The sequence below is a fragment of the Sporosarcina sp. P13 genome, from assembly GCF_002743055.1.
Taxonomy (GTDB): domain Bacteria; phylum Bacillota; class Bacilli; order Bacillales_A; family Planococcaceae; genus Sporosarcina.
In genome coordinates, this window is sequence record NZ_PDYM01000005.1 from 110,970 (window position 1) to 137,655 (window position 26,686).

Genomic DNA, 26,686 nt, shown 5'->3' on the forward strand with positions numbered 1-26,686 from the left:
GCTTGTTGATTTTCTTACACATCAACCTTCCCTCTAATAATCGCTATAGACTCTAGAAGTAAGTTTATGACAAGTAAGAAGACTCCTATTGAAATAATTATTAAAGCAGGAGCTAGTGGATACTGAAGTAAACTTGTTGTGCGAACGTCATTCGCAAAATAATCTAATCCTTTTTGATAATTTGCATATCCTAATAATGAAAATGTCGCAATAGCTAAAAGGTTTGTAATTACTTTTAAAACACTGCGTATTGGTTTTGGAAACTTTTCAACTATAAAGTCTACAGAGACATGACTGCCTTCCTTATAAGCATAACTAATTGATAAATAAACAATGATTAACAGCAAGTACTCACCTGTAATTTCAATTGTTCCTGTAATGGGGGAATTAAAAACAGATCTTAACACGACATCCATTACAATCCACATCATCATTATGAAAATTGTAATCGCAGATACATAAGTAATTAATTTATCTACTTTAGTTAGTAGATTATTTAAGAATGTCATAACTTACCCCCCTGTCTTAAAGATTTGTATCGGTAAAGTATAAAAATGAATCTCACATAAAATAATTGATTGTTGATAGCGGGGCTATATTCGCTATGAAAATTCCACTTAAATGAATTGCTAGTAAACAATCCATTTAAGTTTTACTGAAATTTTACTGATTTTCTTTCGATTTTTCTTTAAACGCTTTTAGTGTCTCCTCGAATTCAGGGTTATTTTTTTCTTTTAACCAATCCGCTTCAACACTATCAAAAAACGTAGACCATTTCGCTTTTTCGTCTTCAGTTATTTCATGTATTACAATCCCTTTTTCCTTGTATTCTTTGAAAATACTTTCAACATATTCATCCGTTCGTTTAGCATTACTCTTTGTGTACTCTTCTCCTACTTCCAAAATAACTTCTTGAACATTTTCAGGAAGACTTTGGAATACTTTTTCATTAATAATCAGACCCGTTCCAGAACCTCCAAAGTTAAGGCCTTTTGTACCAAACTTAACTAATTCACCCATTCCATAATCATTTAAAGATTGAGCATTTAAGTTAATGCCATCATAAACACCTCTATCAAACGCTTCATACATTTCTGATAACGTAATGTTAACCGGTGTTGCTTCAAGAGCTACTGTTGCTTTATTTAAAACTTCGCCTGTAGTTCTGATTTTCATACCTTTCACGTTTTCCGGCAATAATGTTTCTTTTCCTTTTGTCCATAACTCACCTGATGGCGCATTGTAAGTTAATACTGGTCTTACACCATTTTTAATGAAGTCTGATTGCAATACAGGATCTTTTTTGATTAGTTCATGATATGTCACTGATCCTTCATAGCTCGTGGAATATAAGCCAGGAATCCCAATAAGAGAACTAGTTATTGGCATTTTGTCGGGATAGTAAGTGGAAATATAAAATGATATATCAGCAACACCATTACTTGTTAAATCATATAAATCCGCAGCTTTTCCTAATTGTTCAGCAGGATAGAAATCAAATTCGACTTGCCCATCAGTACGCTCGGTGATTTCTTCCATCATTGGTTTAAATACTTCTGACGTTAAAGAATGTGTATCTGATTGCGGTGTGGCAAACTTTAATGTGATTTTGTCTTTTGTGTTGTTATCACTAGTATCATTAGTATCATTAGTGGAATCTCCACATGCTGTTAAAACAAGTAATAAAAAAGAAGCTAGCAATGTTAGTAAAACTTTCTTATTCATTTTCTCATCCTCCAATAGTATTTTTTTATAAATCAAAGTGGATAAAACTCATTTGTTATTTTTAAACTCTCAAATGAAATTCATTGGCCAGCATCACTTTTGTAATTGCAATCCACTTTTCATTAATTGATCATACATTTTCACGCCTATCTAAATACCTTCCAGCTCCGTATAACACCCCAGTGTAAACGTTTACATTAAGAGTTTATATTTATTACCCCATAATCTGAATTAAGAATTGTGGAAAATAGTTATTCAAAAGAATTCAGTAACGACTTATCGAGGTAGTTGTACGTTGATTCTTATAAGATGTGTTCATTGGCTACTACAACAACCTCTTTTTCACCAACAAAAATAATATAATTAATTCAGTTATGAACCATACAAAAACCCATACATATAGCAATAACCTTATTTTACATCCGAAATAATATATTGTCAACAATAATTGGAATATTTATAAAAGTTAGATACTATTGTATTTAGATATAATCTGTAGTCAATAGACTTTCATTCAGTAGATCTTTACAGGAAGGATTCATAGCATCAAAATTATTTCCTTTATTACGGTACAAATTAATCATAAAAGCAATAATACTTCCTTTATTTTTTCACCAATAAAATCTTTCGTTCGTAGACATTGCATTATAAATATCGAAGCAATATTATGTAATGGAATAGCTAAAACGATTACACCTAACCAATTGTTAATTTATGTTATTAGTTTCAATAAAGTCGTCTCCCCTATTTCCAAGATAAGAAATAGGAAGACGACCAGCGGTATGTGATCTTACGTTGAATTATTTACTAATTTATCATTCATGCACTCTATTAACTTAAGTAAAATGTCCCTAACGCTTTCGCAACAGTAACCCCAAATTCATCTTCCACACTACATTCCGCAACAACGATTGTTTTACCCACACTAATAATTGTAGGGCTAGCTAATAAGCGAACACCCTTACCTTTTTTAATGAAATTTATTTTCAATTCCAATGTAAAAACTTTTTGACCTTCTGATAACTCTTCTAAGAGCATGAATCCAATCGCTACATCAGCTAAAGTAAATATTGCTCCACCCTGAGCTACCCCATACGTATTTACATTGTGTAAACCTAAATCCATTTCGACCTTATATCCATCTAACCGCGTGAGTCCGGCAAGCCGTCCAAAAAAATGCATTGGAACTTCCTTATCAGCGCTCGCTTTCGTAGTCTTTTCATACGTCGCAAGGATATAATTTATTTCCTCCAATTCTTGGAGTGAAAATGTATCCAGCTTCATTTGTATTATTTCTTTTGCCGCCTGAACATTATCTTCCTTCATTCACAACATATCTTTCAGATAGAACATCGATTGAATTACTCAAATCCGACATCATCTCAGAGACGTTGTTAATATTCTCCAGGGATAGTAGAACTTCAGAGAAAGAGTCTCTTTTATCTTCTGATAACGGCTTAGCTAAATTAAAGAATTTACGCTGCAAATCCTCAGTAGTGACAGGGTTTTCTGGATCACCCTTTGGATAATATGATTGTTTCTCAAATACATCGCCATTTTTCAGGTGCAGACTAACTTTAGCACCCCATTTAACCGGATAATCTTTATCCACCTCTGGATCCAACGTAGCCTCTACTTTACTCATGACTCCCCTGATTTCCGGATTCCACAAATCGTCTTCATTGAAATCATTCAAATTGGCACTTCCTTTGACTAATGCCAATGCCGTACAATATTGAATACTGAATTTTGATTCATATTGGGTTTTCGGATTAGTATTATCTGTGATATCCATTGTGGATTTATATGCCCCAACTTCCACTTTTGAAATATCCTCTACCGAAAATTCATTTTCCTCAAATATTTCTATCGCCATATCTATTGCAGCATGAGTATGACGACAAGAAGCATGAATTTTAAAGGAATTTTCTAATATTTTATGTTCATTTCCAAGATTCAAAGTGATTTTTTCCGAATCATACTCATCACTCATAGCGTTGAAGAAGCCACGTTTCCCTTCGAGAATTTGCTTAGCACCCGTAAATCCTTTTTCTGCAAGAACACTGGCCAGCAAACCATTCATTGCAGCTTTACCTGGATGTAACTGCTTCGTCATAGCTCCATCTTCGATAAACTCCCAAAGACCAGCCGCTTGAGAACCAGCATTTCCTAAAGCATTAACATAAGCTTCATCATCTAATTGAAGAAGTTTAGCTACCGCTGCTGCAGAACCGAATGTTCCGCAGGTCGCAGTATTATGCCAATAGTAATAGTGAGATGGTGATACCGCTTCTCCCACTCTAAAGCAAACTTCATACCCCAATACAACAGCAAGAATTAAATCTTTTCCACTTAATTCTTTCCACTCTGCAACCGCTAACGCTGCAGGAACAACGACAGTAGCAGCGTGAATAATTGATGATTTATGAATGTCATCCAATTCAACGATGTGACTCGCGGCCCCGTTCACTAAAGCAGCATTCATCACGGAAGATTTCCCTCCGGTGAGTAGCGTTGCTTGTGGATTGCCCCCCATAACATTGACCGTTTCACTGATCATTTGAACAGGTGGTTTATTCACGCCTGCTAGCGCTGAACCAAAATAGTCTAGTATACATAACTTCGCAAATGCAACTACTTCTTCCGGTAAGTCTTCGTAGGTGAGCGAAGAAGAATATTTAGCTAACTTTTCACTTAAACTCATTGATACCCCTCTTTTCTATCGTTTTGGAAAAGATTATCCAAACCATTGAAGATCTATTAGTTAGAATGATCTTGGTAGTCCAAGTACGTGTTGAGCCATAAAACTTACGACTAAGTTATTCGATATTGGTGCAATCATGAACAACCGCGCTTCTCGGAACTTTCTCTCGATATGATATTCAGTTGCAAAGCCATAGCCACCGTATGTGTCCATCGCAGCATTTGCTGCTTTCCACGCAGCTTTTGAAGCTAAGTACTTTGCCATATTTGCCTCAGCGCCACCCTTTTCACCTGCATCAAACATTTCCGCTGCCTTATCTCGCATAAGTTTCGCCGCTTCTATATCCATATAAGACTCCGCGATAGGAAATTGTATTCCCTGATTTTGACCGATTGGACGACCAAACACAACTCGTTCATTCGCATATTGTACAGACTTATCGACGAAGTAATATCCATCACCAATACTTTCAGATGCAATCAAAATACGTTCAGCATTCATACCACTTAGAACGTAGCTAAACCCTTTACCTTCTTCACCAATTAGGTTTTCTACAGGGATTTCTACATTTTCTAAGAAGATTTCTGTTGTTGCGTGATTAATCATCGTATCAATGTCTCGAATAGTAATATTATCTTTTTGATCATTCATGTCCAAAATAAACAAGCTCAACCCATCAGTTTTCTTTTTCACTTCATCTTTTGGCGTTGTTCTTGCCAATAACAGCATTAAATCTGAGTATTTAGATCTAGATATCCAAATCTTCTGACCATTGACAATATACTTATCACCTTTACGTACAGCAGTTGTCGTGATGCTAGTTGTATCACTTCCAGCTGTTGGTTCAGTTATACCAAATGCCTGTAGTCGTAATTCACCCGTTGCAATTTTAGGTAAATAGCGGTTTTTTTGCTCTTCACTTCCGTGACTTAACAACGCACCCATCGTATACATTTGCGCATGACCAGCACCAGCATTTCCGCCCGATCGATTTATTTCCTCTAGAATGGCACTCGCCTCAACCATACCTAGACCAGAACCACCATACTCTTCTGGGATTAACACAGAAAGCCAACCTTCATCTGTCAATGCTTGAATAAACTCACTTGGATAATCATTGTTTTTATCAAGCTTTGCCCAATAATCTTCCGGAAACTTCCCACATAACGTACGAACACTTTTTCTAATTAGCTCGATTTCATCTTGTGTGCTTTTAACTTTTACCATAAATTTATTCCTCCAAGTGTTTAGTTTTTATTTCCCTGTCCAAACAGGATCTCTTTTTTCATTAAATGCATAGACACCTTCTAGACGATCTTCAGAAAATGCACATTTGTAATATTGATCTAACTCAATTGTTAACGCTGTATTGATATCAGTCTGCAACCCTGTATCTACAGACTTTTTAATAGATTGAAGAGATAATGGTGCATTTTTAGCAATAAGTTTTGCTACTTCGATCGTCTTCTCCATTAAATCATCAATAGAAAAGACATCGTTTGCTAAGCCTATTTCAAGTGCTTTTTGAGCATCAATCTGCTTACCAGTAAACAATAGCTCTTTTGCAAGTGCTACCGGAATAGCTCTTGGTAGGAGTTGTGTTCCACCTACGCCAGGAATAATCCCTAACTTCGCTTCTGGTAAACCTAACTTCGCGTGCTCAGCTACATATCGCAGATCACAACTCAGTATCATTTCCATCCCACCACCAAGGGCAAAGCCGTTAACTGCGGCAAGTACAGGGTACGGGAAAGTTCTGATCAATTCATACGCATCTTCAAAAATATCATGTTGTTTCTTCCATTGAATATTATCCATTGTTTTTCGTTCTTTCAAGTCTGCGCCCGGACAGAAACACCTTGTCCCACTACCCGTAATAATCAATGCTCTCACATCATCTTTATCCTTGAGCATCGAGATGCATTCTATCAACTCTTCAGCCATTAATGTACTCAACGAATTCATCGCATCTGGCCGATTGAGTTCAACAATATAGACGAATTCTTTCGCATGAGATTCATCCAGTACAATAGTTTTCCAATCAAACATTACCATTCACTCCCTTTAAATTACTATCTGTTTTAAACAGAAGGAATTGAGTACCTTCTATTATAAGGACCTGCTTTTACTATATAGCCGGAATTGGGGTGCTCTATGATTCTCTCTAATAGTCTAGACACTTCTAGCAACCGATCTAAATCGATAGTTGTTTCGATATTCATGCTATGTAGCATATGGACAACATCTTCTGTACATACATTCCCTGTTGCACCAGGTGCGAAAGGACAGCCGCCAAGTCCGCCAAGCGCTGTATCAAAACTCGTTACACCCGATTGAATTGCCGCTAAAATATTAGCTAAACCTAGTCCCCTTGTATTATGGAAGTGCAGACTCACATCCAGATCAGGTTGTGCAGCGAATACTTCATTTAACAATTCATGAACTTGTAGCGGATTTGCCATTCCAGTCGTATCCGCCAACGTTAAGTTATTGACCGTAAAGTGAGATAAACTTTCTAGGATTGTCAAAATTCTTTCGATTGAAATATCTCCTTCAAACGGGCATCCAAATGTAGTTGCAATTGTAACGTCTAACAACATATCATTTACTTTACAAAAGTTATCGATCAATCGTAGTTCTTCTAATGATTCTTGTGTAGTGCTTTGAACATTTTGCAGATTATGTGTATCACTTGCCGAAAAAACAAAATTCACTTGCTTTACAGCGAAACTTTTTGCTATTTCAACACCTTTTAAGTTTGGAACTAATGCGATCAAGTCTGCATCTTCATTCCCATTAGTAATGTTCGTGAACAATTCGCCACTAGTTGCCATTTGCGGAACTCTTTTGGGGTGGACAAACGAACCGAATTCAAATGACTTTACGCCAGCAACTTGTAACTCATTAAATAAAAGAGTTTTCTCCTCTACACTTAAGATCTTTTTCTCAAGTTGCAATCCATCACGCAAGACTACTTCATTTATTTTAATCACTTTTGGAAGTTCCATCTCAACTATCCCCCTCACACCATTATTTCAATCAACCTCTATAACAGTTGTATTTTTCATTTTCTTTTCCAATTTTTCATCAATATTATGGACAATACCTTTTGCAATAAGTTCATCAATCTTTTCTTCAGACAGCCCACTATCTTTTAGAACCATTCTTGTATCTTCACCTAATAATGGTGGAGCCTTTTCTATTTTAATAGGCGTCTCCGACAAACTTATCGGCAACCGAATTAGCCTCATATTATCTATTAATGGATGATCAACCTGTTGCAGCATCTCAGTGCTTTGAGTTTGTGGATGATCAATCATGTTTGAGATCTTCTGGATAATTGAACTCGGCACACCAGCCTCATCAATTTTCTTCATCCAGAAATCCGCATCTTTCTTCACGAGAACACTTTCAATCTCTCTCGATAACTCCTCTCGATTTTCCAATCGATTCGTATTGGAACTAAATCTCGAATCGCTTGCCCATTCTTCTTTATCGAGAACTTTACATAACTTTTTAAATAGCGATTCATTTGAAATACCAATCATAATCTCCGATGTAGCTGTTCTAAAAGCACCATAAGGAGCAAAAGCAGCATGTCCTGCACCTAATTTAACCGGCTCACGTCCATCAGCCATATAGGACATCAAATGATAATTCGTCCAGAAAACACCCGTTTCAAACAAAGAAGTTTCTACTTTTTGACCCATGCCCGTTTTTTCTTTATGAAGCAATGCGGACAATATTCCTATTGCTCCCCACATAGCACTCCCTTGATCGAGAATAGATACAGCAGCTCTCGCGGGAGCCCCACCTGCAGGTCCATTGATACTCATAATGCCAGTTCCTGCTTGAACAATTGCATCATAGCCAGGTTTAGGACTATCAGGACCCTTTTGTCCATAGGCAGTCAATGAACAATATATTAATTCCGGATTAATAGATTTCAGGTCTTCGTAGCTCAAACCCATATCTCCAGCTTTCCCAAGTCGGAAGTTCTCAACAAAAACATCCGCCTCTTTAACAAAATCTCTTACCAACTCTCGACCTTCTTCTGTTTTTAAATCAATAATGATAGATCGTTTATTGCGATTGATTTGAAGGTAGTAAACACCTTCACCTTCCCACATCGGCCCCATATTCCGAGAATCATCACCATTCACAGGCCTTTCAATCTTAATAACCTCTGCCCCTAGATCCCCCAGAATCATTGTCAGACTAGGTCCTGATATATTCGAAGTAATATCAATCACTTTAATTCCTTCTAATGGTCTAACCATGAATTCTTCCTCCATTCAGTTACGTATTTACTGATGGTACTGACACATTTCTTTACTCAGAGTTTATACTGCTCGTTATTTAACCACTTACCACCATCAATCGTTATACACTCTCCATTGATGAAAGCCGATTTAGCGTTTAATAAGTATTCAGCCAAGTCCGCAATTTCTTCTTTTGTGCCAAAGCGTTTTAACGGTATTGCATTCATCGCACTTTTATGTACGTTCTGACTTTCAATGAGTCTTGCAACACCTTCTGTATCGTCGATTGGTCCAGGTGCAATGCCGTTAACTCTAATTCCATACTTGCTACCCCATTCAACCGCAAGCGTCCTAGTCATCGCCAACACACCCGCTTTAGCTGATGCAGAATGAATCATTCCAGGTCCTGCTCCCCACGCGTAGGTGGCTATAATATTCAAAATACTTCCTTTATAACCTTTCGCAATCCATTCCTTACCCACTACTTGTGAACAGTACCAAGTTCCATTAAGTACAATATCAATTACAGATTTCCATCCGTTATATGACAGATCTTCTGCCGGACAAACAAAGTTACCCGCAGCATTATTTACTAGAAAATCAATTTGACCAAATTTTTCAGTTGTTTTGCGAACCATTTCCTCAACTTGAGCTGTATCTCTGACATCCATTTGAAAAGGAAATACAGAACCTCCCAATTGCTCGATCTCCTCTTTCGCTATATCCAATCGCTCAGCATTTCTCCCCGTGATTACAACATTTGCACCTTCGTTTGCAAACTTTATCGCCATCGCTTTGCCAAGTCCGCTACTACCACCTGTAACAATTACAGTTTTTCCATTCATAAAAACAACTCCTATCTATTTCAATTCAATTACATAAACAGAGTAATTATTTGTACTTTCCTACTTCTTCTTTAAACTTATTTACTATTTCTATATAATCAACTTCTGTTTTTTCACTCATTAAAGTTGTTTCTATTTCACTATAAAATTGTTTCCATTGCGCATCTTCTTCAGGTGTTAGTTCTCGTATAGTTATTCCTAAATCTTTCAATTCCTTTTTCACCGCATCATTTGCATCGTCTAAATACTTCGCATAACTTTCAGTCACCTCATCGCCAACTTGAACAAGAATCTCTTTTATATCTTCAGGTAATTTTTGATATACATCTTCATTAATGATTAATCCAGTAGCTAGTCCACCAAATGAAATACCATCCGTTCCATACTTGGCCAATTCAGAAAAACCATAGTCATTCATCGACGTAGCGTTCAATACGAGAGAATCATATACCCCCCTATCAAAAGCCTCATAGAATTCCGAAGCGGTCAGATTGATTGGTGTGCCACCCAATGCGGAAACCGCCTTATTTAAGGCTTCCCCGGTTACTCTAGCTTTTACGCCTTTAATATCACTTGGCAATATGATCTCTTTGCCCTTTGTCCAAAACTCATTTGGAAGAAGCGCACTGCTCACTAATGGTCTAACACCATTATCCAAAAAGTCAGTTTCTAGTACCGGACTTTCTTTATTTAGCATATGTAATGCCTTTGTTCCTTCATAAGAATTATTGTACAAACCCGGTATACCTAGTAAACTACCAGTTATAGGCATCAAACTCGGGGTATATGTTGAAACTATAAAACTCAAATCCGTTACGCCGCCACTAGTTAAATCATATAGATCACCAGCTTTACCTAATTGTTCAGAAGGATAAAAATCAAATTCAACTTGTCCGTCAGTTAATTCCGTTACCTTTTCCATAAACGGAATAAAAACCCCTTCATGCAAAGTATGTGTTACTGGTTGCGATGCGGCTAGTTTCAATGTGATCGGTTCTATTGATTTATCATCTGCATTTTCTGTCCCCTTCTTTAGTTCATTCGAATTTCCACATGCAGTTGCTAAGAGTAGAACAATAGCCATTACCAAATATATCAAGACCTTCTTCATCAATATTTTCTCCTCCTTTATTATGAAGCAGTTTAATATTCTGTCACGTTAAGGGTTATGTTCATCCAGCAGAAGTTTGAGTATTTTCTAAAGGAGTTATTAATTTCTCATCCCTCAAAACGAAATTCATCTCCACCCCTCGTCTATACATCTACTTTAAATAAGGAGGCTTCTGCTGATTAAAGATAATCCTCGGAATGGTTTGTCCCCAAAAAGGTCACATCAACCTTTTTGGGTTACAACCTGTTCCACCAACTAATTATTTCTTCCGAACTTCAAACTTGGCTTGGACTTTGACTTCTCCAATTTCATTACTCGCCTTCGCTTCACATATCCAGCGATCTTCGGTTTCGTCTAGAATACTGCCAGTAACATTAATTTTTTCTCCCGGTTTCGTTATAGCTTTGAATCTCACGCCAAATTTAGCCAAATCTTTAACAGGAACCCAGTCTCCAATTGCTTGGCCGATAAAGCCCATAACCATTAATCCATGCGCAATTACGTCATCCATTCCAGCCTTTTGAGCAAAAGGAACGACCGTGTGAATTGGATTGAAATCTCCCGAAGCTCCTGCATAGCGAACGATTTGGGTATGTGTTATTTCATCTTTTTGAAGTGTTTCAAATTGATATCCAATGTTCATTAGTTTCCCTCCTAGTGCTTTTCAATAATAGTTGCCCGGCTAATTAAAACTAATTCATTATGTTGATTAATGAATTCCTTTTTCATTACAATAAAGGTCATCGCTGCTTTTGAATAAACATCTTCGATAATGGCATTAACGGTGATTTCATCGCCTGGATTCATTTCACCTAAATATTCATATTCCTGCTCGCCATGCAGCACTCTGGCAACATCTAAACCAAGAAGCGCTGAAGCGGATGACTGACCACCCCAATATTCAACTACCGCAGCAAAAGTTGGAGGTAATGCCTCCCCGTTTATATAACTGTCCCGCTGATCTCCAATCGCAATTGCAAGTTCCCGAATCTTCGCTTTTTCAATGGTATACGTATATGATTCCAGTTTAATACTTTTCAATCGTTCCAAGTTAGACGCTACATCGTTCAAATTAAACCTCTCCTCTCTCACAGTAATATTCATTCAATTTGTCTAGTAAAATACGAAATATATATTCAAAAATCACACATAATTAAACGAGCGGCTCGTACGGGAATACATCCGAACTGACTTCTAAAGGAGTGAAGCTTGATTGAAGAGCGCCTTTGATGTCACTCAGACTTTCAACTGACCATCCTTCAGCATTATAAACAGAGCGCACCGGACGCGGTTGTGAGAACACCATAATTTCTTTTCCTCTGACGCCGAAGATTTGACCCGAGACGTCTGAAGCATCTTCTGAAGCTAAGAATGCCACGAGCGGCGCGATATGTGCCGGTGATAATTGCTTTAATTTCTTAACACGCGCCTCTTCTGCCTCTGTATCCGTTGGAATAGTTCCAATCAGGCGGCTCCACGCAAATGGTGAAATACAGTTAGAAGTTACATTATATCTAGCCATATCCAGTGCCGTTACCTTAGATAGACCAACAATTCCCAGCTTAGCAGCAGCGTAGTTTGACTGCCCGATATTACCGATCAATCCTGAAGTTGATGTGAAGTTGATAAAGCGTCCGCTTTTCTGCTCCTTAAAGTGAGTAGAAGCTGCACTAATCATGTTAAAGCAGCCTTTTAAGTGAACTTGAAGGACAGAATCCCATTCACTTTCGCTCATTTTAAACACCATGCGGTCTCTTAAGATTCCGGCATTATTTACAACGATATCGATTCTTCCAAACGCATCAAGAGCTGTCTGAACAATATTATGTGCGCTGTCGTATTCTGCTACGGAATCGTAGTTTGCAACCGCTTTCCCGCCTGCATCAGTAATTTCTTTTACTACATCATCAGCTACTTTAGAGTCTTCACCCTCACCGACAGAACTTGCCCCTAAATCATTGACGACTACGCTTGCCCCTTCTTTCGCTAGCAATAATGCGATGTCACGTCCAATCCCTCTTCCTGATCCAGTTACGATTGCTACTTTACCTGTTAAATTTGTCATATAAAACCCTTCTCTCTTCTATTTTTTTACTGTATATTTGTAAGCCCTTTCATTACGCAAATCATTACAATCCTAATTGTTTCGCAATGATCACTTTCATGATTTCATTACTTCCTGCATAGACCGTTGTAATCGGAATATCACGATAACGTCTAGCAATCTTATACTCCTCCATATAGCCATACCCTCCATGAAGTTGCATACATTCCCCTGAGATTCGTTTTGCCATATCCGTAATCCACCACTTCGCCATGGATACTTCTGTTACGATTTCTTCTGCTTTCATATGCTTGATAATCAGATCATCTATGAACGTTCTACCAATCTGTACTTGCGTCGCAATCTCCGCAACTTTAAATTGTGTATTTTGAAGTTTACTGAGGGGTGCCCCAAAAGCTTCGCGTTTTGTAACATAGTCTACAGTTAAGCTAAGCATATCTTCAGCCGCTACCAACGCATTGTTCGCAGATACAATTCTTTCTTGCTGTAATTTTTGCATTAAGTATGAGAATCCTCTACCTTCTTCACCGAGTAGATTCTCAACGGGTACGCGTACATCTTCAAAAATCAATTCCGAAGTGTCTTGACTATGCATCCCAATCTTTTCTAACTTTTTCCCGCGAGAGAATCCAGGCATACCCCTCTCAACGATCAATAAGCTTACACCTCTGTGAGCAGGCTTGATCTTAGTATCCGTTTTACAAGCTACTATAACTACATCCGCATGGATACCGTTCGTAATAAACGTTTTTTCGCCATTCAATATATAATGATCGCCATCTCTCACTGCAGTTGTTTTAATATTAGCTAAGTCTGATCCAGTACCTGGTTCAGTCATCGCAATCGCAGAAATACTTTCACCTGTTACAAATTTCGGTAAGTACTTTCTCTTTTGTTGCTCAGTACCAAAAGAATCAATGTAAGGAACAACAATGTTACTATGCGTTGATATCCCGAGAATTCCGGCACCAATTCTTGATAACTCTTCTCCTAAAATAGTAGAGAATCCGAAATCTAGACCCAATCCACCGTATTCTTCGCCAACCTCTGGACATATAAATCCATTCTCTCCAAGACCCTCCCAAAACGTTCGGGGGACTAGTCGATCTTTTTCCCATTGATCATAATTTGGAACAGCTTCTCTTTCAAGATACTTCTGTAATGTTTCACGGAACATCGTATGTTCAGTAGTAAAGAAAGGACGCTTAGACTTTTCGCTTTGTAGTATCGTAGCTGTTTTCACTTCATCATCTCCAGTATAGTGATTTTTTCATTACTGTTCTTTCGTTACATTTTGTCTAATCCAATATAGACGCTTGCATTTCTATTATTTAAATACAGGTTTTCTTTTTTCAAAGAATGACTGTACACCTTCTTTAAAATCTTCAGACTCAAAACACATACCCTGCGCGAATGCTTCTAATTCAAATGTATCTTCAATATCCGACAACACACTACTATTCGTAAGTTTCTTTGTTAATCCCATCGCCAATCTAGGACTAGCAGCTAATTTCCTAGCTATAATCAATGCTTCATCAAGAACTTTATCGTCGTCATGTACGACATTCACTACACCTAACTTTTCCATTTGCTCCGCATTCACTTTTCCACCCAATAACATCATTTCCATTGCTCGATGACGACCGATTAAACGTGGTAGAAAGTACAGTGAGCCCATATCTGGTACAACACCTATTTTTATAAACCCTTGAATAAATACCGCCGATTTCGCAGCATAGACGATATCGCATGCCATCGCTAGACTAAAGCCCGCTCCGGTCGCAACACCATTCACTACAGCAATAACTGGTTTTTCCAAATTTAGAATGGATCTGATCAACCCTTGACTCAACTTCAAACGATTTCTTATTTGCGTCGAATTTAAATTCTGTAAAGCTTTTAAATCTCCACCAGCCGAGAAAACGCTTTCTTTTCCTGTTAAGATTATTGACTTTACGTTATCATCAGTTGCAACCAAAGAAAAGAAGTCCAGTAATTCATCGCGCATTTCCTGTACAATAGCATTTTTAATTTCCGGCTTGTTTAATGTCACTACGCAAACTCCACGCTCGACATTCACACTAATAGCTTCATAGTGTCTATAAGTCACTCATATTCACCTCACCCATTTCAGGATTTTGTATAATACATTCTAACTAAAACAAGTTTGACTAACCAAAGAAGTGTAAAGTCCTAAAGCGATCGACATTCGAAATTTCTCATACAATAAAGGCAAAATCATCTATAGTCAATCAGCATTTTCTACAGTTAGCCTCAAGAACATCAAAACGCCTTTCTTAACTTCTGATCCTCATTTTACATGCAAAAAAAGTAATTGTCAACATTATTCAGAAAACAATAAATTTATTTAAAATGACCTTTAAACCGCTATATATATACATTTAACTAATCTCCATTAGTTTTCACCAATGAAATTTTTAAATTTATCTTATTAATTTTAATTATAAGACGCTAATTCTTGAATATGAAGGTCTGTTTTACTAATCTAATCACAAGCTCACTTATCATTGCATGAAGTTTTTATACCCTACAAAAAAATCACCGGAATTTTAATCTTTAATAATATGGAACTTCCTTTAGAGTTATAAATAATAATTCTGGACTTTTGTTTCCTACTAATATATGGTTACCTTTACTAACCATAAAAGGAGACTTATCCATTGAAACCACATCAACTTTTCTTTCATCATTACCGCTCAATGTATCGTCCTTATACTAATACTGCGAATGATTACCTTGGTAAGCATAAGTTATTTATCGCTCAATGGGCTGTAATGAAATACATTATTTCAAGTGGCCCCCGCACACTTGTTGATATCGCAACGTATCAACAAGTTGAAAAGCCTACAATTACACGCACAGTACAAAAATTGCTTGAACTTAATTATGTTGAGGTGATTCCCGGGAAAGATAAACGCGAAAAAATGATTCAATTGACTGAACTAGGTAAGCAAGTTTCTGAGGAAGTCGAAGTGACTATAGAACAATTTCAATTAAAAGCTCTAAAAGGGATTAGCTCCGAGGAACAAATAGAGGTTAGTCGCATATTGGAGAAAGTCAAAAATAACTTACTAGAATAGGAGTGTTTTTATGGAAGTCGAAAAGTTATGGACCAAGAACTTTATTATCATATCTATTATAAATTTGTTATTAACTACAGTCATATTCCTTTTACTCGTGACTATAGCACCTTACTCGGTTGAAAAGCTTGACGCTTCAACTAGTCTAGCCGGTCTAATATCAGGCATTTTTATTATAGGTGTATTAATGGGGCGACTAATCACAGGTAGATTTATTCAATCAATTGGTAGTAGGAAGATCTTGTTTATTGGGTTGTTTGCTTTTATCTTTACAACTGCCCTATATTTCATTGCATTAAACATTCCTTTATTATTAATAACTCGATTAGTACACGGGTTCACTTTGGGTATTGCTAGCACCGCCACAGGTACAATTGTTGCACAGATCATTCCGGTTGCTCGTCGAGGAGAAGGCATCGGCTTCTTCAGTTTAAGTTCTATTTTAGCAACAGCTATCGGACCTTTTTTAGGCATTCTCTTTTTACAATTGTTTAGTAGTTACAATGTAATATTCTTATTAAATTTAGTTCTTGCAAGTAGTTGTTTGCTTATCGCTTTGATGGTGAAAACTTCTTCAGTAATCACTAGCCATAAGAAAGATGAGAATCAGAAAAAAGGAGTTAGCATAAGAGACTATTTAGAATTTAAAACAATTCCAATTTCAATTGTAGCAATGCTTGCAGGATTTAGTTTCTCCGGAATTATGTCCTTTATCTCTTTCTACACTGAAGAAATTGGATTGGTAAAGGTAGGAAGTATTTTTTTCGTGATATATGCTACAGTCATCTTACTATCTAGACCTTTCACAGGAAGAATAATGGATCAAAAGGGTGCTAATATTATTATCTACCCTTGTCTCACTCTATACGCAATAGGAATGCTACTGTTTAGTCAAGCACAGCATGGTTATACCATACTATTAGCTGCCGTACTCATCGGATTAGGATATGGTAACTTCCACTCGATTGCACAAGCCATTGCTATAAAAAAAGTACCTGTACACCGCTTAGGTTTAGCGACATCTACTTATTTCATCTTCTTTGACTTAGGCTTAGGAATAGGCCCTTACTTAATAGGTTCTCTCGTTACGATTACTGGTTATCGAGGAGTTTACTTAACGATGGTTATGGTTATTCTTCTATCCATCGTACTCTATTATTTCTTACATGGCAGAAAAGAAAAGACCTTGAATCACGCGCTAAGTTCCTAACTTTTGCTAGCTTAACTACCTTATGAATGAAAGCGCTCGCTCACATAACAAGGGGGTATATTCAGTGACACTACACACTGGCGATTCCGACTATAAAGATATTTTACATGAACTATCTATCCTTGCCAAAAAGCCATATCATAGTGAAACTTGGAATACATTCAGAAGTACGATCAACACAAAACTCTCAGGTAATACACTTGAGATGACAAAAATGAGCATATCAATTATAGAAAACACAAAGAAACGAGAGTATGATTTAAGGTTTTCTACAAAGACATTGGAAATTATCCAGCAAATTAATACCGAAGTGTCTTCCTTAGCTCCTTTAGATAAAATTTTAAAATTAAGTACCGACCGTCTCAGATCTATTTCAAAAGCAACTATCGCTTTGATTGCACAAGTCGATAGTAGTGGGAAAAAGTTACAAGTAACGGCACTATCAGGCTCCTCTGACGAAGAATTGCAGAGTTTTCAACAACCATTAGCTACAGGTATTTGCGGTGAAGTTGTTAAACAAGAAAAAGTATATGCAATCCCTAATATAGAACATAAAAAGAATTTGAATGATCCACTAATTTCTCTTTTATATCTGAAAGAAAGCATTCGTTCATTAATTTGTGCACCGCTAGTTGTCAACAAGGAGTTAATTGGCATTTTCATAATTGCCAAAGATCATCCTAATAATTCTTCTCCTTTTTTATTGGATGTCATGATTAAGTATTGCAACCAAACAGCAATTGCCATAAATAACGCCAGACTTTATGCGAACGAGTTGCGTGTTTCGAGCATGCACAAAGAACTTTTTCAGGAAGCTTTTAATCAAGGTTATTCAGGAATAGTAGGAAAGCTATCTGACTTTCTAAATGAACACATACTTCTAACGGATGAGCTTGGCAATGTAATAGATGCTCATATTTCTCAATCTATTAGTAACATGTCAATAGAAAATATTTTTGACTTACCTTTTCTAACTAAAAAAGTCCTTTCGAAAATAGAACCATATTCCACAACTACTGTACTTCATGTAGGCAAAGAAACTTCTTACAGCATCTTTCCTATTCTTCTTCACGATAAAGCTGTAGCGTATCTTATTATTCCTAAAATATATAATGAGTGGGATCATCTAGATTTAGTTGCCATAGAGCAAGCGAAAAATATACTTTCATTAAAATTCACACAAGAACACACAGGTATTGAAGTAGAAAATCGCTTACGACTGGATTATGTTTATGATTTAATATTAGGATTGGAAACCGAAGAGGATTTACTAAGGAGAGCCAGATATCTTAAGATTTCTTTTCAACAGCCTCGCCAAATCATAATTTTAACATTCAAGAATCACTTGGATACTGAACATTTGGATTCCAAACGACTCTCGCAGTTTTCAGAGAAACTTCAATACGATCTTGGTTTTTCAAAGATCCATTTAAGTACTATACATGGTTCAAAGTTAGTCATTATCGTACCCGTCGAGGAAACGGATCTACTAACTAAGAACATTCTTTCATACTTTAAAGAAAACTATCCGACTAATGATATTTCAATAGGAATTAGCAACGCCGTCCTTGAGGCCACTGAATACGTTAGCGGTTACAACGAGGCCAAGAAAGCAGCTCAATTTGTAAATTTGTTCGGTGAAAAAAAACATTTTTTACATTATAATGATTTAGGTATTATTGGAGTCATATTTGAATCTAGTAATTATACTTCGCTGAGGACATTTAAAAACAAATACTTAGGGAAGTTAATCAACTATGAAGGACAGAATAAATCAGATTTGATTCAGTCTTTACAAGTATTTTTAGACAATGAGTCAGCCTATCAAGCAACAGCAAAACAACTACACGTTCACTACAATACGTTAAGATACAGGATTGAACGAGTAGAAGAAATTATCCAACTGGATCTATCAAGTGCCCAAAACCGTTTGAACTTACAAATAGCATTGGCTATTCATCAATTATTAGATTCTTTATCTAAAAATACCCCACAATAAAAAGGAAGTGTAACGTAGTTAATTCCTACATTACACTTCCTTTTTAACTACCTCTAACTAATTGCATTTCTCAATTTATCCTACGATTACTGGTAAGTTTTTATTTTCTTAGCAAGCAATGATTGTAAAGCTAATTCATATTCTGTTTTCATTTCCTCGACTACTTTGGCAACAGGTTGTATATCCTTTACAGAACCAACACCTTGCCCAGCACCCCAAATGTTCTTCCAAGCCTTAGCCCCTTTTTTATTCCGATCGGTGTCATACTCTTTTAATCCCTCGAGCTTTGTCAGATCCAATCCCGCATTTTGAATACTGGGGATTAGGTAATTTCCATTAATCCCTGTCACAGCATCCGTATAAATAATATCGGATGCGTCCGAGTCAACAAGCATCTGTTTATACTCATCAATTGCTAATGACTCTTGAGTAGCAATAAACCGAGTACCAATATAGGCAAAATCCGCTCCCAACGCTTGAGCTGCTAAAATATCTTGTCCATTTGCAATACAGCCCGAAAGAATGGTGATACCACTCCAAAATTCTTTAACTTCAGCCATAAAAGCTATCGGATTTAACGTTCCTCCATGCCCGCCCGCTCCATTACAAACAAGGATTAAGCCATCAACTTCTACTTGTGCTGCCTTTTTTGCATGTTTAATCGAAACAACATCAGAGAATACAAGCCCACCATACGCATGCACTATCTTAACGATAGGTTCTGGGTTCCCTAGTGATGTAATCACAATAGGTGGTTTATATTCTTTTAGTAACTCTATATCAGCGTCAAGTCTTTTATTCGACTTGTGAACAATAAGATTAATACCCCATGGAGCAATTTTTCGGTCAGGTTGCTCAATTCTTGCTTTTTTCAGCTCTTCAACAATCACCTTCATCCATTGCTCCAAATCTTCTGTAGTACGGGCATTTAATAAAGGAAAGGTACCAATAGTTCCCGCTTTACACGCCTCAATAACTAATTCTGTACTTGAAACAAGAAACATCGGTGCTACAATAACCGGTAATGTTGTTCGTTGGAGAATTGTCTCCACATTCACCATTATCATCTTTTTAAGCCTCCCCTTATCGCCAGACGGTTTTCTTAACTATTCAATACCATATTCTAAGCTTCTAACATCTATGTTTATCCGAGAAACTGGAGTATTCTATATATTCTTCGTTTATATTATTAATTCGAATAAAGTCTTCCAAGTAATCTGTAAAACGTTCACCATGATCGATCAGTCTTTTCAAGTGTTTAACTATACTTACAATCTCAGTTTTTCTTCGAACAAGATTATGCTCAGATTGACTTTTATAATAAAAAATCTCTTGATGAATTAAATCCTTTGGTAAACAACCGCTTTTTACAAGTTTTTTAATTTTTTCTTCTTTTCGTTCAATGATAGAGAGATACTTTTCTAATTCCCGTTCATAATCATCACGTAAAAAAATCCCCTTATGATGCGAGGTTACAAAGTATTTAGCATCTACATCAAGTGTCTTCTTGGCTGATTTGATAAATTGATCAATATTACTCTCTGCATCGCCATAATACGGACCAAAAGAAGTCAAATCAATATCTCCAACATGAAGTATTCCATAATCTAATATGTACGGAGTGCAAAATCCCTCCGTATGTCCAGGCGCATGAATAAACATAACATCCACGCCTGACAGATCAATCACCTGGTTGTATTCATGAGTTTTAGAAACGTTTAATACTTTGGGTTCAACAACAGTATCCCAGTATGTTTTTTCCTTAAGATCTTGTATCCATTTATCTATATCAGCTTTACCGTATACCGCATATAAACCTTCTGATTTTGCAAGTTCATGATAATCAGCAATTTTTTCTATATCATATTTGTTAATCAATTTTTCAGCATTTGGAAACAACTGTGCTCCCCAAACATGATCAATGTGATGATGAGTCAAATATATCGTATTGACTTTATGATTCTTTTGTATATAATCAAATGTCTTCTGACCTGAGCCACAATCAATAAGAGTAGAATCTTCATTTCCAGTTATAATAAGGGATGTTGATAAAGGAACTCGACCTCCATTATCACCCATAATCTCTACGGGACCTATTTTTTTATAGACCATTATCTTCACCTCCGTTTTTTCTTATAGGGATAAAGAGAGTAAACTATCGATCCTAAGGATTGAGCTAGTTTTAGTGTTTTTATTATCGATATTTTTCACTGGACATAGATTACTTTCAGCTATTACTATTCGGAGCATTAAACTTTTCTTTTTCTTCCTCAACAAGTACACGGCGAAGTATTTTCCCAACTGTTGTTTTAGGCAAACTATCTCTAATATCAATCAGACGTGGATATTTGTATTTAGCTAATCGTTCATTACACCAAGATATAATCTCTTCTTCTGTTGTGATCATATGTTGTTTTAGAACTACAGCTGCCTTTACGACCTCTCCGTAATATGAATCTGGAACGCCATACACTACAGCCTCCGAAATAGCTGGATGCTCATAAAGCACATTTTCAATTTCCGCTGGATAAATATTATATCCGCCACTAATAATCAGGTCTTTTAATCTACCAGCAATGTAAAAATATCCGTCTTCATCCATCGTAGCTATGTCTCCTGTATACAACCACTCATTTCGAATTGTATACTCTGTCTCCTCTGGATTTTTCCAATACCCTTTCATTATTTGTGGTCCTTTAATAATCAGTTCTCCCGGTTCACCGACAGGCACTTCAGTCGTTCTAGTCTCAATGTCGACTACTTTTATATCCGTATTCGGATAAGGTATGCCAATACTGCCTACCTTCCGTATCCCTACCATTGGATTTCGACATACACCTGTTGTAGCTTCCGTTAATCCATAAGCTTCCACTATTCTAGCTCCAGATCTAAGTTCAAATTCATTCATCACTTCTACAGGCATCGGCGATGAACCGCAAGTACATATTTTTAAAGAATCTAAATCACCTGTCTGTATATCAGGATGACGCAACAATGCAATATACATAGTAGGTGATCCACTTAGAGTAGTAATCTTATAGTTTCGAATTAAATGGGGTAATTTGTTTATATTAAATTGTTCCACCGCAACATAAGTGGAACCGCTAAATATCGTCACACTCATATTCATCATTCCCATTGCATGATACACTGGCGCAATACCCAAAACGATTTCACCGCCCCGCTCGTATACTCCTGCGTAAGCGACATAACTTTGATAAATATTACTCACTATATTAAAATGGGTGAGCATTGCCCCTTTTGGATACCCTGTCGTTCCACCCGTATATTGAAGCAATGCAATATCTATTTTTGATTGTATTTCATGTGCCGGCAATTCATCTCTTTCCTCTTGAATCCAATTGTACATATTATTCGGCTTGTCACTAGCTTTATCATCAGCTTCAATCATTATAAATTCATCAGACACACCAATTTCTTCTACTTTCTGTTGCTGTTCACTCCTGCTAATGAGCCATTTAGCTTCTGAATCTTTAAAGACATACTTTAATTCAGCCAGCTGGTACATAGGATTCACCTGAACAATCACACCACCCAATCGGTGAATAGCATAGGAAGCTATAATATACTCTTTACAGTTGGGGAGCATCACACAAATCCGGTCCCCTTTTTTAAACCCTTTATGGTGAAGTGCAGCTGCTAAATGATCAACGGCCTTTTTCAATTCACTGTATGTCAATTTTTTCTCCCCATCAATTACTGCTGTATGTTGAGGGAATTTTAGGGCAGAGTCTTCCAATAGATTATATATCGATACTTCGGGCAATTTTATTTCACAAGGAACATTTTCAGGATTAAAAGGATACCAACGCTTACTCATATAATAAACCTCCTCAGCACTTTCATCTTTTAATTCGGATTGTCTGCAGATATCTCATTACCTGCTCGATCGTGATTCCCTTAATACTTTCAGATAGCCCTTGAAATATTTTCTTATTTTTAACCTCATTTTAAATTTACATATGCTTCTTAGCATCTTCTTCTACTAAAGACCGTCGCAATATTTTTCCGACCGCAATTTTAGGTAAATGACTTCTAAAATCAATTATGCGTGGTACTTTATACCTCGCCACTCGGACAGTACACCATTCCATGATTTCCTCTTTCGTAACGCTTACTGACTTACGAAGCACAATAGCGGCTTTGACCGTCTCACCTCGATACGGGTCAGGAACACCATACACACAAACCTCCAAAACCGCATGATGTTCATATAAGACTTGTTCAATTTCTCCAGGATATATATTGTAGCCACCCGTATATTGAAGCACCGCAACAATCTTGTCTGGATTAATTTCAATTTCAGGCAACTTATTATTTTCTTCTCGTATCCATTTGTACATAGTATCTTTATCTGCACTTTCACGATCTGCAACAACTACTACTAGTTTTCTTGCGATATTCAGATTTTCTAGTTTATCCTGCTGTTCTTTATAACTAATAAACCACTCAGCTTTAGAATCTTGCAAAATAGAATCTAACTCAAACGGCTGATACATAGGATTCACCTGACAAACAATCCCACCCAAACGTTGAACAGAAAAGTAAGCGATTACATACTCTACGCTGTTTGGTAGCATGATTGCCATTCGATCGCCTTTGCGAAAACCACGTCTAAACAATGCGGCTGCGAATAGAGCGGTCTGTTTTTTTAATCATCGTAAGTAAGTTCATAGATTCCGTCAACTATTGCTATCGTATTTGGATTTTTTCTGCTGCTGAAGATAATAATTCATATAATGATATGGTCGGAATTTCAAGTTCACTAGACACGTTTTCAGGATAAAAAGGATATCATGGCTTGGACATTTCAGTCTCCCTTCCAACTATCTATCACTCACTCTTTTTCAACAACGAACCCTTCTAGTTAGTTGTATATGTCTTTAGATAATCCATTTACTTATACTTCTCTACTGCTTCTTTAAATATTTCAAGAGCTTCATGAAAATCATCACTACTTTGATCCTCAACCCATTTTTCAATACTAGTGTCGTAGAATTTCTTCCACTCTTGCTTCTCTTCTTTCGTTAATTCATGCATAGTAATACCTGCATCTTCAAATTCCTTAATTAGCCCCACAGTATATTCGTCGTAAAATTTGGCACTACTGGCAGTAAACTCGTCTCCTACCTGCACAAGTACTTCTTGAACGTTTTCAGGTAATTCGTTAAATCTCTTTTCATTAATCACAATTCCAGTTAATAGACTACCGAAGTCCGTACCACTTGTACCGTACGTAATGATTTCATCTAAGCCGAAATCTTTAACGGACGGTGTATTCATATTATTCACATCAAAGACACCTCTTTGAAACCCTTCATACGTCTCTTGTAAAGGAAGATTAATAGGCGTAGCTCCAAGTGCCGCAAGTGATTTATTTGCAAAGTTACCCGCTACTCTAACTTTTAATCCCTTTAAATCATTAGGTACTTTAATTTCTACCCCTTTAGACCAAAACTCTGTTTGTGAACTAACATAAGAAAAAAGCGGCCGAACTCCGTTACTTAAGAAATCTGATTCTAACATCGGGCTTTGTTTACTAAGTTCATGAAAAGCCATTGATCCTTCGTATATCTTTGTATATATTCCTGGAATAGGCCCAATCGCATTTGCAATCGGCATTTGACTTGGCGTATAAGCAGCAATGTAATACCCCATATCCGTTACACCATCGTTTGTCAGATCTAATAAATCTGCCGCTTTACCTAATTGTTCTCCTGGATAAAACTCAAATTCAACTTGGCCGTCCGTTAACTCTTCCACTTGCTTCATAAATGGCTTAAGTGTATTGATAACAAGCGGGTTATTATCGGCGCTATGTGTGGCGAATTTCAGTACAACTTTTTCTTGTTGTTTATCAGATTTCTTTTCTGTACCCTCTTTCTCTTCAATCTTTTCACTTGAACAAGCAGCGATTATCATGACTAATAAAAGCATTACAGTTAGCGAGTACTTTTTTCTCATTTAGGTTCCCCCTAGATTTTTTTGTTATAATAATGCTTGATTTTGTAAACTGGTTATAGGCATTAATTCAGTTGTCCAACTCTCACGTTTTCTTTCAGCAAATTCCTAGCAATAACCATACGTAAAATCTCGTCTGTACCGTCATAGATTCTCCAAAGCCTAACTTCCCGGTACCAGCGCTCAATTGGTAATTCTCGTGTATATCCCATCCCCCCATGAATCTGTAACACTCGATCGACTACACGATTGACCATATTCGAGCCGTATAATTTAGCAATTGAAGCAACATGACGATTGTCTTCACCTTCATCCAATCTAAATGCTGCATTAAGGACGAGCCATTTCGCCGCCTCTAATTCAACTGCCGAATCTGCAATTGGCCATTGAATTGCCTGTCTTTCTGAAATCGGTTTACCAAACGTATGTCGTTCCTTTGAGTAATCAATCGCCATTTTCAATAAGCGCTCTCCAGCCCCAACAGCACGTGCACCAACTAGCCATCTTGCAAAGCCAATCCATTCAAGCCCTAAATTATAGCCACCATTTATTTCTCCCAAGATGTTTTCTTCAGGCACGCGGACATTATCAAAGATTAAAGCTGCAGGTCCCCACTCCCCCATTGTGTCAATGTATTCCGATTTCCATCCCATATCCCGATCGACAATAAAACAAGTTGCCCCATTTCTTCCCGTCTTCTGATATAATTCTTTATCGGTAATAGCAATCACCATCGTGAAATCCGCTTCATTTCCACCAGTAATAAACGTTTTCTCTCCATTTAATACCCATTCGTTTCCATCCTTAACAGCCGTCATCTTAAGATTTCTAGTATCTGATCCAGCATCGGGTTCCGTCATAGCAAAGCATGACTTTTTATCACCATTAATTGTTGGTATCAAATACTTCTTTTTCTGTTCTTCATTACCGTAATAAAGTATGTTATCCGCAGTTCCTCCAAACTTAAAAGGAACAAAGGTTTTAGATACTTCCATAGTAACGATCGCCATCATCACTTGACCTAGATCCGCACCACCATATTCTTCTGGCGTATTAATACCCCAGAAACCAAATTCCTTCGCTTTCAGTTGTAATTCTCTTAACTTTTCAGGTGAAACTCCCGGCTTTCCTTCCCGCTCATTCCTTAATACATCATTTTCTAATGGAATCAATTCATTTTCTACAAATCGGCGGATCGTACTTTGTATCATTTTTTGTTCGTCAGTTAAATTCAAGTTCAAGTTAATCACTCCATTTTCCTATTATTTGTTTTAATTAGGGTAGGTTGTATCTTAATTCATCCAACCCTAGTAGTCTGATTATTTAAAATAATCATATTACTTAGCGTGTTATTCTAATAATAAATGAATTAAAAAATTTAGCTATGTACTAAATGTACAAATTATTTAGATTTTTTCATATAGTTATTACATAACGCTAGATCATTCTAATAATCTTTTAATTTAAGGAGAAGAAAATCTTACTTCGGTACTCTTTACTTTCAGTTAACATCTACAATTGGAAGCACATAAAAATTACGTACAAGAAAATATAGAAGTGCAGTTTCTTGAAGTATTACAACTCTTCCACAGATACTAATTACTCCTATCAAAATGACGGTAGACATCCTTCATATGTTTAGAAACTTAAATCATAAATAAAACCTGTGCTAGAAAGAATGC

The 26,686-nt window shown here is 36.8% G+C and carries 24 protein-coding genes; 3 read left to right on the top strand and 21 right to left on the bottom strand.

Going from position 1 to position 26,686, the window contains the following annotated elements; genetic code table 11:
- Positions 1 to 14: 14 nt before the first annotated feature.
- The 15 genes from CSV79_RS04610 to CSV79_RS04680 form a co-directional block, all read right to left on the bottom strand.
- Positions 15 to 509: a TRAP transporter small permease gene (locus tag CSV79_RS04610; RefSeq protein ID WP_099687858.1), complete on the bottom strand. Its 495-nt coding sequence runs from the start codon at positions 507 to 509 to the stop codon at positions 15 to 17.
- Positions 510 to 663: 154 nt separating this feature from the next.
- The gene (gene dctP, locus CSV79_RS04615) at positions 664 to 1,725 is read right to left on the bottom strand and encodes a TRAP transporter substrate-binding protein DctP (protein WP_099687859.1); all 1,062 of its coding nucleotides are present in this window, start codon (positions 1,723 to 1,725) and stop codon (positions 664 to 666) included.
- Positions 1,726 to 2,556: 831 nt separating this feature from the next.
- Positions 2,557 to 3,051, bottom strand: a complete 495-nt coding sequence (locus CSV79_RS04620; protein WP_099687860.1) for a PaaI family thioesterase — start codon at positions 3,049 to 3,051, stop codon at positions 2,557 to 2,559.
- On the bottom strand, positions 3,038 to 4,429 hold the full coding sequence (locus CSV79_RS04625; RefSeq protein WP_099687861.1) for an MmgE/PrpD family protein: 1,392 nt from the start codon (positions 4,427 to 4,429) through the stop codon (positions 3,038 to 3,040). The genes CSV79_RS04620 and CSV79_RS04625 overlap by 14 nt, the downstream gene beginning before the upstream one ends.
- A 60-nt stretch (positions 4,430 to 4,489) precedes the next feature.
- Positions 4,490 to 5,656 carry an acyl-CoA dehydrogenase family protein gene (locus CSV79_RS04630; protein ID WP_099687862.1) on the bottom strand — a complete coding sequence of 389 codons (1,167 nt, stop codon included), beginning with the start codon at positions 5,654 to 5,656 and terminating at the stop codon, positions 4,490 to 4,492.
- Positions 5,657 to 5,683: 27 nt separating this feature from the next.
- Entirely contained in the window at positions 5,684 to 6,478 is a 795-nt protein-coding gene (locus CSV79_RS04635; protein ID WP_099687863.1) for an enoyl-CoA hydratase/isomerase family protein, read from the bottom strand.
- Positions 6,479 to 6,510: 32 nt separating this feature from the next.
- Positions 6,511 to 7,437, bottom strand: coding sequence for a hydroxymethylglutaryl-CoA lyase (locus CSV79_RS04640; protein ID WP_099687864.1), 927 nt, complete (start codon positions 7,435 to 7,437; stop codon positions 6,511 to 6,513).
- Between the two features lie 27 nt (positions 7,438 to 7,464).
- Positions 7,465 to 8,709: a CaiB/BaiF CoA transferase family protein gene (locus tag CSV79_RS04645; protein WP_099687865.1), complete on the bottom strand. Its 1,245-nt coding sequence runs from the start codon at positions 8,707 to 8,709 to the stop codon at positions 7,465 to 7,467.
- Between the two features lie 56 nt (positions 8,710 to 8,765).
- Positions 8,766 to 9,536 carry a 2,4-dienoyl-CoA reductase gene (gene fadH / locus CSV79_RS04650; RefSeq protein ID WP_099687866.1) on the bottom strand — a complete coding sequence of 257 codons (771 nt, stop codon included), beginning with the start codon at positions 9,534 to 9,536 and terminating at the stop codon, positions 8,766 to 8,768.
- Between the two features lie 46 nt (positions 9,537 to 9,582).
- The gene (dctP, locus tag CSV79_RS04655; protein WP_233201371.1) at positions 9,583 to 10,647 is read right to left on the bottom strand and encodes a TRAP transporter substrate-binding protein DctP; all 1,065 of its coding nucleotides are present in this window, start codon (positions 10,645 to 10,647) and stop codon (positions 9,583 to 9,585) included.
- Between the two features lie 259 nt (positions 10,648 to 10,906).
- The gene (locus CSV79_RS04660) at positions 10,907 to 11,290 is read right to left on the bottom strand and encodes a MaoC/PaaZ C-terminal domain-containing protein (RefSeq protein ID WP_099687868.1); all 384 of its coding nucleotides are present in this window, start codon (positions 11,288 to 11,290) and stop codon (positions 10,907 to 10,909) included.
- Between the two features lie 11 nt (positions 11,291 to 11,301).
- Positions 11,302 to 11,718 carry an FAS1-like dehydratase domain-containing protein gene (locus CSV79_RS04665; RefSeq protein ID WP_233201366.1) on the bottom strand — a complete coding sequence of 139 codons (417 nt, stop codon included), beginning with the start codon at positions 11,716 to 11,718 and terminating at the stop codon, positions 11,302 to 11,304.
- A gap of 82 nt (positions 11,719 to 11,800) precedes the next feature.
- Positions 11,801 to 12,712 carry an SDR family NAD(P)-dependent oxidoreductase gene (locus CSV79_RS04670; RefSeq protein ID WP_099687870.1) on the bottom strand — a complete coding sequence of 304 codons (912 nt, stop codon included), beginning with the start codon at positions 12,710 to 12,712 and terminating at the stop codon, positions 11,801 to 11,803.
- Between the two features lie 64 nt (positions 12,713 to 12,776).
- Positions 12,777 to 13,955, bottom strand: a complete 1,179-nt coding sequence (locus tag CSV79_RS04675; RefSeq protein WP_255407412.1) for an acyl-CoA dehydrogenase family protein — start codon at positions 13,953 to 13,955, stop codon at positions 12,777 to 12,779.
- An 84-nt stretch (positions 13,956 to 14,039) separates the two neighbouring features.
- Positions 14,040 to 14,822, bottom strand: coding sequence for an enoyl-CoA hydratase/isomerase family protein (locus CSV79_RS04680; RefSeq protein ID WP_233201367.1), 783 nt, complete (start codon positions 14,820 to 14,822; stop codon positions 14,040 to 14,042).
- Positions 14,823 to 15,393: 571 nt separating this feature from the next.
- On the opposite strand from CSV79_RS04680, the gene CSV79_RS04685 reads away from it, so the two are divergent.
- From CSV79_RS04685 to CSV79_RS04695, 3 genes are all read left to right on the top strand, one after another.
- Positions 15,394 to 15,813, top strand: coding sequence for a MarR family winged helix-turn-helix transcriptional regulator (locus tag CSV79_RS04685; protein WP_233201368.1), 420 nt, complete (start codon positions 15,394 to 15,396; stop codon positions 15,811 to 15,813).
- 10 nt (positions 15,814 to 15,823) lie between these two features.
- Positions 15,824 to 17,023, top strand: coding sequence for an MFS transporter (locus tag CSV79_RS04690; RefSeq protein ID WP_099687871.1), 1,200 nt, complete (start codon positions 15,824 to 15,826; stop codon positions 17,021 to 17,023).
- Positions 17,024 to 17,087: 64 nt separating this feature from the next.
- Positions 17,088 to 19,022, top strand: a complete 1,935-nt coding sequence (locus tag CSV79_RS04695; protein ID WP_158232464.1) for a helix-turn-helix domain-containing protein — start codon at positions 17,088 to 17,090, stop codon at positions 19,020 to 19,022.
- Between the two features lie 86 nt (positions 19,023 to 19,108).
- Here the strand turns inward: CSV79_RS04695 and CSV79_RS04700 are convergent, their stop codons facing one another.
- The 6 genes from CSV79_RS04700 to CSV79_RS04725 all read right to left on the bottom strand — a co-directional run bounded on the left by CSV79_RS04700 (position 19,109) and on the right by CSV79_RS04725 (position 26,245).
- On the bottom strand, positions 19,109 to 20,089 hold the full coding sequence (locus tag CSV79_RS04700) for an NAD(P)H-dependent flavin oxidoreductase (protein WP_099687873.1): 981 nt from the start codon (positions 20,087 to 20,089) through the stop codon (positions 19,109 to 19,111).
- Positions 20,090 to 20,153: 64 nt separating this feature from the next.
- Positions 20,154 to 21,134: an MBL fold metallo-hydrolase gene (locus CSV79_RS04705; RefSeq protein WP_099687874.1), complete on the bottom strand. Its 981-nt coding sequence runs from the start codon at positions 21,132 to 21,134 to the stop codon at positions 20,154 to 20,156.
- 115 nt (positions 21,135 to 21,249) lie between these two features.
- A complete protein-coding gene (locus tag CSV79_RS04710; RefSeq protein ID WP_099687875.1) occupies positions 21,250 to 22,863 on the bottom strand; it encodes a long-chain-fatty-acid--CoA ligase in 1,614 nt (537 codons plus the stop codon).
- A 136-nt stretch (positions 22,864 to 22,999) separates the two neighbouring features.
- On the bottom strand, positions 23,000 to 23,665 hold the full coding sequence (locus CSV79_RS17400; protein WP_369824920.1) for an AMP-binding enzyme: 666 nt from the start codon (positions 23,663 to 23,665) through the stop codon (positions 23,000 to 23,002).
- A gap of 274 nt (positions 23,666 to 23,939) precedes the next feature.
- Positions 23,940 to 25,007: a TRAP transporter substrate-binding protein DctP gene (dctP, locus tag CSV79_RS04720; RefSeq protein WP_099687876.1), complete on the bottom strand. Its 1,068-nt coding sequence runs from the start codon at positions 25,005 to 25,007 to the stop codon at positions 23,940 to 23,942.
- Between the two features lie 62 nt (positions 25,008 to 25,069).
- Positions 25,070 to 26,245 carry an acyl-CoA dehydrogenase family protein gene (locus tag CSV79_RS04725; protein ID WP_099687877.1) on the bottom strand — a complete coding sequence of 392 codons (1,176 nt, stop codon included), beginning with the start codon at positions 26,243 to 26,245 and terminating at the stop codon, positions 25,070 to 25,072.
- Positions 26,246 to 26,686 lie beyond the last annotated feature (441 nt).